The 13933-nt window shown below is 71.9% G+C and carries 11 protein-coding genes; 4 read left to right on the top strand and 7 right to left on the bottom strand.

Features of this window, described 5'->3' with window-relative positions; genetic code table 11:
* The 5 genes from E1212_RS05580 to rhaI form a co-directional block, all read right to left on the bottom strand.
* On the bottom strand, nucleotides 1-972 hold a 972-nt coding region (locus E1212_RS05580; RefSeq protein ID WP_238992252.1), incomplete at its 3' end, for a rhamnulokinase.
* A complete protein-coding gene (locus E1212_RS30695) occupies nucleotides 969-1094 on the bottom strand; it encodes a hypothetical protein (RefSeq protein WP_275296151.1) in 126 nt (41 codons plus the stop codon). The genes E1212_RS05580 and E1212_RS30695, both read right to left, overlap by 4 nt.
* A gap of 15 nt (nucleotides 1095-1109) precedes the next feature.
* Nucleotides 1110-3149 (bottom strand): bifunctional aldolase/short-chain dehydrogenase, encoded by a 2040-nt coding sequence (locus E1212_RS05575; RefSeq protein ID WP_131980168.1) that lies wholly within the window; start codon nucleotides 3147-3149, stop codon nucleotides 1110-1112.
* Entirely contained in the window at nucleotides 3146-3508 is a 363-nt protein-coding gene (locus tag E1212_RS05570; RefSeq protein ID WP_131980167.1) for an L-rhamnose mutarotase, read from the bottom strand. Before E1212_RS05570 ends, E1212_RS05575 begins: the two co-directional genes overlap by 4 nt.
* Before the next feature lie 2 nt (nucleotides 3509-3510).
* A complete protein-coding gene (rhaI, locus tag E1212_RS05565) occupies nucleotides 3511-4677 on the bottom strand; it encodes an L-rhamnose isomerase (RefSeq protein ID WP_131980165.1) in 1167 nt (388 codons plus the stop codon).
* Between the two features lie 135 nt (nucleotides 4678-4812).
* Between rhaI and E1212_RS05560 the strand changes: the two genes are divergently transcribed.
* Nucleotides 4813-5838: a LacI family DNA-binding transcriptional regulator gene (locus tag E1212_RS05560; protein ID WP_131980163.1), complete on the top strand. Its 1026-nt coding sequence runs from the start codon at nucleotides 4813-4815 to the stop codon at nucleotides 5836-5838.
* 22 nt (nucleotides 5839-5860) lie between these two features.
* Here E1212_RS05560 and E1212_RS05555 read toward each other — a convergent pair whose 3' ends face one another.
* Both E1212_RS05555 and E1212_RS05550 read right to left on the bottom strand, forming a co-directional pair.
* Nucleotides 5861-6802 (bottom strand): hypothetical protein, encoded by a 942-nt coding sequence (locus E1212_RS05555; RefSeq protein WP_131980161.1) that lies wholly within the window; start codon nucleotides 6800-6802, stop codon nucleotides 5861-5863.
* Nucleotides 6796-7374 carry a hypothetical protein gene (locus tag E1212_RS05550; RefSeq protein WP_131980159.1) on the bottom strand — a complete coding sequence of 193 codons (579 nt, stop codon included), beginning with the start codon at nucleotides 7372-7374 and terminating at the stop codon, nucleotides 6796-6798. The genes E1212_RS05555 and E1212_RS05550 overlap by 7 nt, the downstream gene beginning before the upstream one ends.
* Before the next feature lie 164 nt (nucleotides 7375-7538).
* On the opposite strand from E1212_RS05550, the gene E1212_RS05545 reads away from it, so the two are divergent.
* From E1212_RS05545 to E1212_RS05535, 3 genes are all read left to right on the top strand, one after another.
* Nucleotides 7539-9761: a 5'-nucleotidase C-terminal domain-containing protein gene (locus E1212_RS05545; protein ID WP_131980157.1), complete on the top strand. Its 2223-nt coding sequence runs from the start codon at nucleotides 7539-7541 to the stop codon at nucleotides 9759-9761.
* A 118-nt stretch (nucleotides 9762-9879) separates the two neighbouring features.
* Nucleotides 9880-12486, top strand: a complete 2607-nt coding sequence (locus E1212_RS05540) for an ExeM/NucH family extracellular endonuclease (RefSeq protein ID WP_131980155.1) — start codon at nucleotides 9880-9882, stop codon at nucleotides 12484-12486.
* 88 nt (nucleotides 12487-12574) lie between these two features.
* Nucleotides 12575-13915 carry a dipeptidase gene (locus E1212_RS05535; protein ID WP_131980153.1) on the top strand — a complete coding sequence of 447 codons (1341 nt, stop codon included), beginning with the start codon at nucleotides 12575-12577 and terminating at the stop codon, nucleotides 13913-13915.
* Nucleotides 13916-13933 lie beyond the last annotated feature (18 nt).

The raw sequence follows: 13933 nt of genomic DNA, 5'->3' as shown, positions 1-13933 counted from the left end.
GGGCAGGTCGGCGGGCGGGCCGTGGCGGTTCCAGGTGGCGATGGACTCGCTGAGCAGCCACAGTCCCATGACGTTGCGCAGGTGGCGCACGGTGCCGTCGACGCCGCCCTCGTTGGTGAAGTTGGCGGCGCGGCCGGCGTCGGCGAGCACCGGGGCGTCGAGTTCGACGCCGACGAGTGACCAGGTGCCGCAGGAGATGTAGGCGAAGTTCTCGTCGGCGGCGGGGACGCCGACGACGGCGGAGGCGGTGTCGTGCGATCCGACGGCGGTGACGACGGTGCCGGCCGTCAGCCCGGTGTCGTCGCGCACGTCGGGGAGCAGCGGACCGACGACGTCGCCGGGGCGGCGTAGCGGACCGAACAGGCCGGGCGGGAGCCCGAGCCGGGCGAACACCGTCGTCGCCCAGTCGCCGGTGCGCACGTCGAGCAGCCCGGTGGTGGAGGCGTTGGTGACCTCGGTGCCCCGGTCGCCGGTCAGCCAGTACGTGAGCAGGTCCGGGATCAGCAGCGCGTGCGCGGCGGCCCCGAGCCGGGCGGGCGGTTCGGTGGTGAGCTGGTAGAGGGTGGTGAACGGCAGGACCTGCAGCCCGTTGACGTCGTACAGGTCGCGCTCGCCGACCCGCTGGTGCACCGTCGCCGCGACCCCGTCGGTGCGGGTGTCGCGGTAGTGGAACGGGTTGCCCAGCAGGGCGCCGTCGGCGTCGAGCAGGCCGTAGTCGATGGCCCACGAGTCGATGCCGACGCTGGCCGGTGTCTCACCGTCGGCGCAGGCCCGGCCGGCGCGCCTGAGCCCGTCGAGGACGTCGCGGTAGAGGCGCAGCACGTCCCAGTGCAGCCCGCCGGGCAGCCGCACCGGCACGTTGGCGAAACGGTGCACCTCGGTGAGGTCGAGCCGCCCGGGCCCCACCCGGGCCAGCATCACCCGCCCGCTCGACGCCCCCAGGTCGGCGGCGGCGACGGTGGCCGACGTCATGGCCCGACCTGGTGGAACTCGACCTCGAGCAGGTCGGTGACCGACAGCCCGACCTTCGTGGGGCGGCGCACGATGCGCGGCAGACCGGTGGCGGTCTCCGGGTACGACGTTGCCTCGGTCATCGGTCCGGTCCTTCGCTAGCGCAGGAACGCCGCCGCCACCCCGGCGTCGACGGGGATGTGGAGGCCGGTGGTGTGGGAGAGCTCACCGCCGGTGAGGGCGATGACGGCGTTGGCGACGTGTTCGGGCAGGACCTCGCGCTTGAGCAGGGTGCGCTGGGCGTAGAAGGCGCCGAGCTGGTCCTCGGGCACGCCGTAGACGGCGGCGCGCTGGGCGCCCCAGCCGGCGGCGAAGATGCCCGATCCGCGGACCACGCCGTCGGGATTGATGCCGTTGACCCGGATGCCGTGCTCGCCCAGCTCGGCCGCGAGAAGGCGCACCTGGTGCGCCTGGTCGGCCTTGGTGGCGCCGTAGGCGACGTTGTTCGGGCCGGCGAACACGCCGTTCTTGCTGGCGATGTAGACGATGTCGCCGCCCAGCCCCTGCTCGACCATGACCCGGGCGCCTTCGCGGGATACTAAGAATGATCCACGAGCCATCACATCGTGCTGCAGGTCCCAGTCGGCGGCGGTGGTCTCGAGCAGCGGCTTGGAGATGGACAGCCCGGCGTTGTTGACCACCAGGTCGACACCGCCGAACGCCAGCACCGCCTGGGCGAACGCCGCGGCGATCTGTTCCTCCGACGTGACGTCGACGGTGACCGGCACCGCGACGTCGGTGCCGCCGATGCCGGCGGCGACGGCGGCCGCGTTCTCCGCGTTGAGGTCGGCGACGACGACGCAGGCGCCCTCGGCGGCCAGTCGCTCGGCGATGGCCTTGCCGATGCCCGACCCCGCGCCGGTGACCAGCGCCACCCGGGTGGCGAGCGGCTTCGGCTTCGGCATGCGCTGGAGCTTGGCCTCCTCGAGCGCCCAGTACTCGATGCGGAACTTCTCGCTCTCAGGAATCGGGGCGTAGGTGGAGACGGCTTCGGCGCCGCGCATCACGTTGATCGCGTTGACGTAGAACTCGCCCGCCACCCGGGCGGTCTGCTTGTCCTTGCCGAAGGAGAACATCCCCACCCCGGGAATGAGCACGATCGCCGGGTCGGCACCGCGCATGGCCGGGCTGGTCTCCGTGGCATGCCGGGCGTAGTAGGCGGCGTACTCCTCGCGGTAGCCGGCGTGCAGCTCCCGCAACCGCCCGACCACGTCCTCCAGCGGCGCGGTCGCGGGCCGGTCCAGCACCAGCGGCCGGACCTTGGTGCGCAGGAAGTGGTCGGGGCAGGACGTGCCCAGCTCGGCCAGTGCGGCGAGCTTCTCTCGCGACAGGAACTCCAGCACGACGTCGGTGTCGGTGAAGTGCCCCACCTGCGGCCGGTCCGTCGACACCAGGCCACGGATCACCGGCGCCAGCGCGGCCGCCCGCGCGCGCCGCTCGTCAGCGGGGAGCGGGCCGAACCCGTCGACCACCGCACCGAACGGCTCCGCCGCACCACGCTCGGCCAGGAACGACTCCGCCGTGCGGATCATCCACAGCGAGTTCTGTTCGCACTCCTGCGACGTGGCGCCCCACGCGGTGATGCCGTGCCCACCCAGCACGCAGCCGACGGCTTCGGGGTGTGCCGCCTTGACGGCGGCGATGTCAAGGCCCAGCTGGAACCCCGGCCGGCGCCACGGCACCCACACCACCTTCTCGCCGAAGCACTCCTTCGTCAGCGCCTCACCGTCGGCCGCCGTCGCCAGCGCGATCCCCGAGTCCGGGTGCAGATGATCCACATGCGCCGCGTCGACCAGCCCGTGCATCGCGGTATCGATAGAAGGAGATGCCGGGGCCCCAGCTCCGTGCAGGCAGTAGTCGAACGCGGCCACCATCTCGTCCTCGCGCTCCACCCCCGGGTACACGTCGGCCAGCGCGCGCATCCGGTCCAGCCGCAACACCGCCAGCCCCGGCTCCGTCAGCGTGCCGAGGTCGCCGCCGGACCCCTTCACCCACAACAGCTCCACCTCGCCACCGGTGACCGGGTCGACGGCGCGGCCCTTGGCCGACGTGTTCCCGCCGGCGTAGTTCGTGTTCCGCGGGTCCGACCCGAGCCGGTTGCTCCGCTCGATCAGCTCGGTGACGGTGGGGTGGGTCATCGCTCCTCATCTCGGGAGGCGTCGCGGGAGACGGTGGCCAGTTGGTCGTCGAGGTTGAACACTTCGTCGATGAGCCGCCAGTTCTCGTCCGGCCTGCCGCCGTCGGCGAACAGCCGCGCCATCTCGTCCTGCCAGCGGCGGTTGACGTCGTTGGCCTGCATGGCCGCCTGCGACGCGGCGAGGTCGTCGGCCTCGACGTAGCCGACCAGGACGCCGTCGTCGCCGAGGAAGATCGAGTAGTTCCGCCAGCCGGTGTCGCGCAGCGCCCGCAGCATCTCCGGCCAGACCGCCGCGTGCCGGCGACGGTACTCCTCGAGCCGGTCGGTGCGGACCTGCGAGACGAAGCAGTAGCGCGGCACCGTCAGGCTCCCCAGCCGGCCTGGGCGCCGTCGGCCCGCTCGGCGCTGATGGTCTCGAAGTATCCGGAGCGCTGGTAGGCGGCGATCGGGTCGGGGTCGAGGCCCTGCTCGGTGCGCAGCTCGGCGAGGAGCGGCCGGACGTCGGTGTTGTACGCGTCCATCAGCGCGCCGTTCGCGCCGAGCACGTCGCCGTCGGTCTGCGCCTTGGTCAGCGCGTCGGTGTCGACCAGCAGCGCCTTGGCCAGCGCCTCCTGCACGTTGAGCACCGAGCGGATGACCGCCGGGATCTTCGGCTCGATGTTGTGGCACTGGTCGAGCATGAAGTTGACCCTCGACTCCGGCCGGTGCGCGTCCTGGCTGACGATCTCGTGCAGGATGCGGAAGAGTTGGAACGGGTCGGCGGCGCCGACCATGAGGTCGTCGTCGGCGTAGAACCGGGAGTTGAAGTCGAACGCTCCCAGCCGGCCCGCGCGCAGCAGCATCATGACGATGAACTCGATGTTCGTGCCCGGCGCGTGGTGGCCGGTGTCGAGCACGACCTGCGCCCGCTCGCCGAGCGCCAGGCAGTGCGTCAGCGACGTGCCCCAGTCGGGGATGTCGGTGGCGTAGAACGCCGGCTCGAAGAACTTGTACTCGAGCAGCAGGCGGTGGTCGTCGTCGAGCGCGGCGTAAATGGTCGCGAGCGACTCGGCCAGCCGCTCCTGGCGGTCGCGCAAGGAGTCCTGGCCGGGGTAGTTGAGGCCGTCGGCGAGCCAGATCTTGAGGTCCGTCGAGCCCGTGGCCCGCAGCACGTCGATGCACTGCAAGTGGTGGTCGACGGCCTTCGCCCGGACGGCGGGGTCGGGGTTCGCCAGCGAGCCGAACTTGTAGTCGTCGTCCTGGAAGACGTTGCTGTTGATGGCGCCGATCTGCACACCCTGCTCGCGCGCGTGGTCGGCGAGGGCGGTGAAGTCGTCGACGAGGTCCCACGGGATGTGCAGCGAGACGCGCGGCGCCGACCCGGTGTAGCGGTGCACCTGGGCGGCGTCGGAGATCTTCTCGAACGGGTCGCGCGGCACGCCCGGCTGGCCGAACACCTTGAACCGTGTGCCGGAGTTGGCGAACGCCCAGGACGCCGTCTCGACTCCCAGCGCGCGGACCGCCGTCTTCACCTCGTCGTGTGTCCTCATGCCTGCCTCCAGCCTGCCGCGTCGCGGTCCGCGTTGAACCGATTCAGCCTCGCGGTCAAGCTACGCCGCCGGGCCGCGGCGCGTCAACCGCCGCCGACACCGTTCACACCCGCGGCCTCCCGGTAAGCTGCGGCGATGGCAGGAGCCCCGAACATCCGCGAGGTGGCGCTGCGGGCCGGCGTCTCGGTGGGGACGGTGTCGAACGTTCTCAACCGCCCCGAGCTCGTCGCCGAGCCGACCCGCGACCGCGTCTACGCCGCCATCGAGGAACTGGGCTTCGTCCGCAACGACTCGGCGCGGCAGCTGCGCGTCGGGCGCAGCCGCACCCTCGGCCTCGTCGTGCTCGACGTCGCCAACCCGTTCTTCACCGATGTCGCCCGCGGCGTCGAGGACACCGCCAACCAGCACGGCCTCGCCGTCATCCTCTGCAACACCGACGAGGACCCGCGCAAAGAGGCCTCGCACCTCGACCTGCTCGCCGAGATGCGGGTGCAGGGCGTGCTGATCAACCCGATCGACACTGACGGGCGCATCGCCGCCCTGCGCGGCCGCGGCACCCCCGTCGTGCTGTTCGACCGGCTCGGCGACCCCGACATCGAGTGCTCCGTGGCCGTCGACGACGTGCTGGGCGGGCGGCTGGCGGCCCAGCACCTCGTCGAGGCCGGCCACCGCACGATCCTGTTCGTCGGCGGGCCGCTGACGCTGCGACAGGTGCAGGAGCGCCGCGAGGGCGCGTCGTCGGTCGTGGCGGCGGCGAACGGCGCCGTCACCATGGACGTCCTGACGACGACGGCGCTCAACGTGGCCGCCGGGCGGGCGGCGGGCGACCGCATCGCGGCATCGGCCGGCCGTTCGAGTGCTGACGGTGGCGGCCTGCCGTCGGCCGTCTTCTGCGCGAACGACCTGCTGGCGCTGGGTGTGCTGCAGGCGCTCACGCACGCCGGCATCCGGGTGCCGGCCGACGTCGCCATCGTCGGCTACGACGACATCGACTTCGCGGCGGCCGCGGCGGTGCCGTTGACGTCGGTGCGCCAGCCGCGGCAGCAACTCGGCCGCACGGCGGCGGAGCTGCTGCTCGCGGAGACCATGGAGGAGCAGCACCGGCACCGGCAGGTCGTGTTCCAGCCCGAGCTGATCGTCCGCGACTCGTCGTCGACGTGACCGGCGGCCGGGGCCGTCGGCGTCACTCGTCCTGGACGATGGCCTGGATCTCGGCGACCGGGATGGGCGTGCCCTCCCACGGCGTCTCGAAGACCGTCGGCGCGCCAGCGATCTCCATGATCTCGCCGTTGAACTCGAACCGGACCGTGTAGACCAGCCGCGCCTGCCCGGCGTATGCGGGCTCGCCGTCGACCGTCGCGGTGCCGTTCACCGACGCCTTCTCGTAGACGTAGCTGCAGGCGTCGCTCTGGGTGACCGAGAACGGGCAGTTCAGTGTTCCGGAGCCGTCGCCGGGCTGGACCTCGAGCCGCTCGGGCGTCGCGGTGGCCACCAGGCCGGCCGCCGAGGTGCCCTCGATCTCGCCGTCGGTGGCGCCCTCGGCCCAGTACCAGGTGTCGAGCGTGACGTAACTCTTCGCCGGCGGGTTGAAGGCGAGGTCGAAGTCGGGCGCGACCAACTGGCCGAAGGCCTGGACGGCCTCCTGCTCCCAGTTGATGACGTCCTCGGGTGGCTCGAGCCACAGGTTCTCGTAGATGACGACGTCTTCCTCGGGCGGCTGGGTGAAGCACGTGAGGACCGCGTAGACGGCGCCGTCGGGCGTGCCGGCCGGCTTCTCGGGCCAGTCCTCGGGGGTCGGCGCCGTGGGCGGCGGGCTGTAGACGTAGCAGCTCAGCTCGCCCTCGCAGTAGGACCAGTCGTAGTCGAAGATGTCCTCGCGGCCGAGGTAGCACTCGGGCTCGGTGCTGCCGCCGCCGTCGTCGCCGCCGTCGCCGCCGTCGTCACCCTCGCCCTCGCCGTCGTCGCCGGCGCAGGTGTTGACGTACTCGTAGACACCGGGGCTGGTCTCGACCTGCTGCCAGCAGTCCTCGGCCGCCGCGGGGGACACCTGCACGAGGGTGATCACGGTGGTCCCCACCAGGGTGACGGCCGCCAGGAGGAGGCCCGTGAGCCGGCGCGTCAGCACGAGATGTCGCCTTCCACGTCGATGGGGTCGCCGATGAGCCAGGCGTCGTTGAGCAGCAGGACCTGGAACGCGACGGGATACACGGTGGGCTTGTCGGGATTGGCCGGAAGCGGCTCGCCGTCCTGCGTGGCCACCCACTCGGTGTCGTCGACGCACGACGTGACGGTGCCCCGATCGCCGTCGATCGAAACCGTGGTGTCGTACACGCGCGGCTCGCCGGTGTACCGGATGCCCTCGTCCTCATAGGTGCGGGCCGTCTGCAGGTGCAGCGCGATGGTGGACTCCATGGTGACGCCCGCGAACGCGTCGGGGCTGGAGTCGGGGCCGTTGACCGACGCGATGCGGGCGTCCCAGTAGCGCTGGTAGGCGTCGAGGATCGCCGCCTCGGCGTCGGTGCCGGCGGTGGGTGCCGCGGTGAGCTCCTGGCTGGGCGCGGCCGTGGGGGTGTCGTCGAGACCGGCCGGCTCCTCGCCCGCGGACGAGCATGCGGACAGCACTGCGACGGTGGCCAGGGCGGCCAACGCGCGCGGCAGGATCGCGGACATCGGCCGTGGGGGACGGATCCGGGTCACACCCCTGACCATAACGGACGGCACTGACGGTGTGTCACGAATGCATCTCGGCCCGGAGACCTGTTGACGCCGGGCTGCGTCGCGACCAGCCTGTGCGGTGGCGTATGCCGCCCGTTCACCGGACGGAGGTAGCGTCACCGCCGTCTATCTGCCAAGCAGGGGGTATGAATATGCGCCTGACCAGGCGTTTCAATCGAGCCCTGGGCGCTGCGGCCGCCCTGGGGCTCGCCGGTGCGGGGGTCGCCTCCGTCCCGGCCGTGGCAGGCCCCGAGGTGCCTGCCACCACCATCGACATCTACGCGATCAACGATTTCCACGGCCGCATCGTGGCCGGGCCGCCGTTCGCGCCTGAGGCCGGCGCGGCGCACGTGGCCGGCGCCATCGAGCAGTTCCGGTCCGAGAACCCGAACTCGCTGTTCGTCTCTGCCGGCGACAACATCGGCGCTTCGACGTTCGAGTCGTTCATCCAGCAGGACCAGCCGACCCTCGACTTCCTGAACGCGGCACAGCTCGACGTGTCCGCTGTCGGCAACCACGAGTTCGACCAAGGCTGGGACGACCTGCGCGACCGGGTGATCCCGGCCTCGGACTTCCCGTGGCTCGGGGCGAACGTGTTCGAGGAGGGTGCCGACGAGCCCCTTCTTGACGCCTACGAGGTCATCGAGGTCGACGGTGTCCAGGTCGGCTTCGTCGGCGCGGTCACCGAGCAGATGCCGTCGCTCGTCAGCCCGTCCGGCATCGAGGGCCTCGAGTTCCGCGACATCGCCGAGTCGGTGAACACCGTCGCCGACCAGCTCTCCGACGGCGAGGACGCCAACGGCGAGGCCGACGTCGTCGTGCTGCTGGTGCACGAGGGCGCTACCGACGACTCTGTCGAGGCCGCCACGAGCGGCGACTTCGGCGAGATCATCAACGGCGTCAACGCCAACGTCGACGCGGTCGTCTCCGCGCACACGCACCAGCTCTACGCCCACGAGCTGCAGCTCGACGGCCGGGAGCGTCCGCTGCCCGTCGTGCAGGGCGGCCAGTACGGCCAGGCGATGTCCAAGCTGACCGTCCAGCTGGACGCCGAGGGCGGGATCATCGACGTCTCCGCCGACGCCTTCCCGCTGACCGAGGAGGTCGGCGAGGACTGGCAGCAGCTCTACCCGGCGGACTCGGAGGTCGAGCAGATCGTCACTGATGCGGTGGCGGTCGCCGACGACCTCGGCGCGGACTCGCTGGGCGAGATCACCGCCGACTTCAACCGCGCACAGCAGTCCGACAACCTGACCGAGAACCGCGGCGGCGAGTCGCCGTTGGGCAACTTCGTCGCCGACGTCCAACTGGCGGCCGCGCAGGTGACCGACCCCGCCGCGCAGATCGCGTTCATGAACCCGGGTGGCCTGCGCGCCGACCTGAAGTACTCGAGCAGTGGCGACGACGATCCCGACGGCAATGTCACGTACCGTGAGGCGGCGGTGGTCCAGCCGTTCGCCAACACGCTGGTGACGACGACTCTGACCGGTGCGCAGATCGCGCAGGTGCTCGAAGAGCAGTGGCAGCCCGAGGGCGCGTCCCGTCCGTTCCTCAAGCTGGGCGTTTCGGTCGGCCTGACCTACACCTACGACCCGGCTGCGGCGGCGGGTGAGCGCATCTCGACGATGAACCTGAACGGCACGCCGGTCGACCCGGCCGGCGAGTACCGCGTCGTGGTCAACTCGTTCCTGGCCTCCGGTGGCGACAACTTCTTCACCCTGGCCGAGGGCAGCAACCCGACCGACACCGGCCAGGTCGACCTGCAGGCCATGGTCTCCTACCTGGCCGAGAACTCGCCCGCGACGCCCGACTACGTGCAGCGGTCGGTCGGCGTCACCTGGGTCTCCGACCCCGATGCCGTGTACAGCCCTGGCGACGAGATCGCCGTCGACCTGTCCTCGCTTGCCTTCAGCTCCATCGAGCCGTCCGACACCATCGCCGACGTGAGCCTCGGCGGCGTCGAGGTCGGCACAGTGGCTGTCGACAGCACCGTCGTCGACACCACGGACGAGGGCGGTCGGGCGCAGGTCCGGGTGACGGTACCCGAGGCCACGACGGCGGACGGCCTCCGGGCAGCCGAGGAGACCACTCTGGTGGTCGAGCTCGACACGGGCACCACGGTCACCCTGCCCGTGACGGTCGACTTCGGCGAGGGTCCCGGCGACGACAACGGGACCGACGACGGCGCCGAGGACGGTGGCGACGACACCGGCAACGACGGCGACGAGCTGCCCGACACCGGTTCGTCCGGCGTCCTGTGGTGGGTCATCGGCGGCGTCGCGGTGCTCGCGATCGGCGGCGCGCTGTTCGCCGTCTCGCGTCGCAAGGGCAACGCGGCCGACGGCGGTGCCGGCGGCGCGGCGACCTGATCGCGCGCCGGCCGTACATCGCGCGTGACGACGTGGCGCCTCGCCGACCCGGCGGGGCGCCACGTCTCTGGGCGGACACGCCCCCGAGGTCCCACCCCTGACCCGAAAGGTACGACCGATGCACTCGACCAGACGTCCCCTGCGATGGCTCGCGGCCGTGGCCGCCGCCGGACTGGCCGGAGCGAGCCTGGCTGCCGTGCCCGCGCTCTCCGCCGGCGCCGCAGAAGGCGACCCCTTCATCAGCGAGATCCACTACGACAACGCCGGCACCGACACCGGCGAGGCGATCGAGATCCAGGCCGACCCGGGTACCGACCTCACCGGCTGGCAGATCGTCCTCTACAACGGCAACGGCAACGCCGTCTACAACACGCGGACGCTGTCCGGCACCGTCCCCGCCGCGGGCGTCGTGGTCGCGACCTACCCGACCGACGGCCTGCAGAACGGCTCGCCCGACGGTGTCGCGCTGGTCCGCCCCGACACCACCGTCGCGGAGTTCCTCTCCTACGAGGGCGGGATGACCGCCTCCGGTGGCCCCGCGAACGGCATGGCCGCCGTCGACATCGGCGTCTCGCAGGCGAGTTCCACGCCGGTCGGCGAGTCGCTGCAGAAGGTCCAGGGCGCCTGGACGGGCCCGCTCACCAGCACGTTCGGCGCCGTCAACGGTGGCGGCGACCCCGATCCCGACCCGGAGCCGGAGCCGGCCACGATCCCCGAGATCCAGGGCACGGGTGCGGACTCCCCACTGGCCGGCACCACCGTCGTCACCAGCGGCGTCGTCACGGCGGCCTACCCGACCGGCGGCTTCGGCGGCTACTACGTCCAGACCCCCGGCAGCGGCGGCGCCGCGTCCCGGACGGCGTCCGACGCGGTGTTCGTCTTCTCGCCGTCGACGGCCGACGACGTCGAGATCGGCGACCACGTCCGCGTCACCGGCGAGGTCAGCGAGTACTTCGGGCTCACCGAGATCACCGTCGGCGCCGACGGGCTCGAGCAGCTCACCGAGCCGGCCGAGGCCGTCAAGCCGGTGACCTTCACGCTGCCCGCCACCAGCGCCGGCCGCGAGGTCTACGAGGGCATGCTGGTCCGGCCGGTCGAGGGCTTCGTCGTCTCCGACACCTACGCGCTGGGCGGCTTCGGCAGCACCGCGTTCGGCTCGATCGGCCTGGGCTTCGGCGGCCCGCTGGTGCAGGAGACCGAGGTCGCCGCGCCCGGATCGCCCGAGTACGCCGCCGCCGTCGCCGCGAACGCCGCCCGCGCCGTCACGCTCGACGACGGCCAGTCGAACCGGACGGCGACCAGCAGCCTGGTGCCGTACCTGACGAACGACGACCCCGCCCGCACGGGCGCCGGCGTCACGTTCCAGAGCGACATGATCTTCGACTACCGGTTCCAATGGAACCTCCAGCCGACCGAGCCGGTCACCGGCCCGGCGCCGGACGTGGTGAGCTTCGGCACCGGCAACACCCGCGAGGCCAACGCCGCGCCGGAAGAGGTGGGCGGCGACCTGAAGATCTCGGCGTTCAACGTGCTCAACTACTTCACCACGCTGGGCGTCGACGTGCCCGGCTGCGAGCCGTACACCGACCGCGACGGCAACCCGATCACCGTCGCCGACGGCTGCGACGCCCGCGGCGCGTGGGACACCGAGAACTTCGAGCGGCAGGAGGCGAAGATCGTCGCGGCCATCACCGGCCTCGGCGCCGACGTCGTCTCGCTGCAGGAGATCGAGAACTCCGCCGCGTTCGGCAAGAACCGCGACGAGGCGCTGGCCACCCTGGTCGACGCGCTCAACGCCGAGGCCGGCGCGGGCACCTGGGCATACGTGCCGTCGCCGGCGCTGCTGCCGTCCGAGGAGGACGTCATCCGCAGCGCGTTCATCTACAAGACGGCGGCCGTCGAGCCGGTGGGCGAGTCGGTCATCCTCATCGACCACCCGGCCTTCCACAACGCCCGCGAGCCGCTGGCGCAGGAGTTCCGGACGCTGACCACCGGCTGGGAGTTCAACGCGATCGTCAACCACTTCAAGTCCAAGGGCGGCGAATGCGGCGACCTGCCGGAGGGATGCTTCGACGGCGACCGCACCCATCAGGCGAACGCGCTGGCCGAGTTCGCCGACGAGCGGGCCGCGGCCACCGGCACCGAGGACGCGTTCCTGCTCGGCGACTTCAATTCCTACAGCGGCGAGAACCCGATGCAGGCGCTGTACGACGCCGGCTACACCGACCTGAACAACGAGTACGCCGGCGAGCACACCTACGTATTCGACGGCAAGGTCGGCTCGCTCGACCACGTCCTGGCCAGCCCGTCGATCGTCGAGCAGGGCCTGGTCACCGGCGTCGACGTCTGGAACATCAACTCGGTGGAGTCGGTGCTGTTCGAGTACTCGCGCATCAACTACTTCGCCAGCGAGCTGTTCCAGCCGGGCACGGTCTACCGCGCCAGCGACCACGACCCGATCCTGGTCGGCCTCCAGACGCCGGTCACGTACGACGGCGTCCGCTCGGTCGTGGAGGACTACGCCGAGGACGGCACCGTCAACCGGTCGCAGGCGGCCCAGCTGCTCGCGCACCTGTCGACCGCCGAGCGGCTGGCCGACAGCGGCCTGACCGGCCCGGCCGGCACGTCGCTGGACCGGTTCGTCGCGGTCGCCGAGCGGGTGTCCGACGCCGACGCCCGCGGGGCGCTGCTGAACGCGGCAGAGGCGCTGCGCGCCCAGCTGTAACGCACGTCCAGCGCACCACAGGGAGCCGTCACCCCCCGCGGGGTGACGGCTCTCATCGTTGTCGGCGAGGGGTTCTAGAGTGTCGGCCATGACCGACATTCGCGCCGCCGTCGAGGCCGTCCTCCCGTCCGTCCGCGCCGACCTCGAGCGGCTGGTGCGCATCCCGAGCATCAGCGCCGACCCGGCCCGGGCCGGCGACGTCCTCGCCAGCGCCGAGGCCGTGGCCGAGCTGGCCCGCGGTGCCGGCGCGGCGCAGGCCGACGTCGTCAGCGCCGAGGGCGGCCGCCCGGCGGTCATCGCCAGCTGGCCGGCACCGGAGGGGGCGCCCACCGTCCTGCTCTACGCCCACCACGACGTGCAGCCGACGGGGCCGCGCGACGGCTGGACCAGCGACCCGTTCGAGCCGGTCGAGCACGACGGCCGGCTCTTCGGCCGCGGCGTCTCCGACGACAAGGCCGGCGTCGCCACGCACATCGCCGCGCTGCGCGCGTTCGGCGGCCGTCCGCCGGTCGGCGTCGTGCTATTCGTCGAGGGCGAGGAGGAGATCGGCTCGCCCACGTTCACGCCGTTCCTCGAGGCCCACCGCGAGCGGCTCGCCGCCGACGTCATCGTCGTGGCCGACTCCGCCAACTGGACGGCCGAGGTCCCGGCGCTCACCACCAGCCTGCGCGGCGGCGTCGACTGCGTCGTCACGCTGCGGGTGCTCGAGAAGGCGGTGCACTCGGGCGTCTTCGGCGGCCCGGTCGTCGACGCACTGACGTCGCTGTGCCGCCTCATGGCCACCCTGCACGACGACAAGGGCGACGTCGCCATCGCGGGCCTGCTCACCACCGACGCCCCCGACGTCGACTACCCCGAGGAGCGCTACCGCGCCGAGGCCGGTGTGCTCGACGGCGTCGAGCTGGTCGGCAGCGGCTCGCTCCCCGAGCGGCTGTGGACCCGCCCGACGGCGTCCGTGCTCGCCATCGACGCGCCGACGGTGGCCGACGCCGCCAACATCCTGGTGCACGAGGCGCGGGCCAAGGTCAGCGTCCGCATCGCGCCCGAGCAGGACGCGCGCGCGGCGCTCGACGCACTCGAGGCGCACCTGCGCGAGCACGCGGAGTTCGGCGTGCAGGTCGAGATCACCGAGGGCATGGTCGGCGGCGGCTGCGCGCTGCCCACCTCCGGGCCCGTCGTCCAGGTGGCCGAGGAGTCGCTGACCGAGGCCTTCGGCGTGGCGTCGGTGCGGTCGGGCATGGGCGGCTCCATCCCGTTCATCGCCGAGTTCGAGCAGACCTTCCCGGACGCCACCGTGCTCGTCACGGGCATGGGCGACCCGCGCAGCGGTCCGCACGGCCTGAACGAGAGCCTCGACCTCGCCATGTTCGGCAAGGGCGTGCTGGCCGAGGCGCTGCTGCTCGACCGGCTGTCGCGGCTGCCGCGCTGAAAGCGGACGGCGCCACGA

The sequence above is a fragment of the Jiangella ureilytica genome (genome assembly GCF_004348545.1).
In the GTDB taxonomy this organism is placed as follows: domain Bacteria; phylum Actinomycetota; class Actinomycetes; order Jiangellales; family Jiangellaceae; genus Jiangella; species Jiangella ureilytica.
This window is presented reverse-complemented; position numbering and strand designations above follow the sequence as displayed.

Coding starts and splice junctions, on each gene's coding strand:
- E1212_RS30695 (WP_275296151.1), bottom strand. CDS start 1,094: ATGACCGAGGCAACGTCGTACCCGGAGACCGCCACCGGTCTGCCGCGC.
- E1212_RS05575 (WP_131980168.1), bottom strand. CDS start 3,149: ATGACCCACCCCACCGTCACCGAGCTGATCGAGCGGAGCAACCGGCTC.
- rhaI (WP_131980165.1), bottom strand. CDS start 4,677: ATGAGGACACACGACGAGGTGAAGACGGCGGTCCGCGCGCTGGGAGTC.
- E1212_RS05560 (WP_131980163.1), top strand. CDS start 4,813: ATGGCAGGAGCCCCGAACATCCGCGAGGTGGCGCTGCGGGCCGGCGTC.
- E1212_RS05545 (WP_131980157.1), top strand. CDS start 7,539: ATGAATATGCGCCTGACCAGGCGTTTCAATCGAGCCCTGGGCGCTGCG.
- E1212_RS05540 (WP_131980155.1), top strand. CDS start 9,880: ATGCACTCGACCAGACGTCCCCTGCGATGGCTCGCGGCCGTGGCCGCC.
- E1212_RS05535 (WP_131980153.1), top strand. CDS start 12,575: ATGACCGACATTCGCGCCGCCGTCGAGGCCGTCCTCCCGTCCGTCCGC.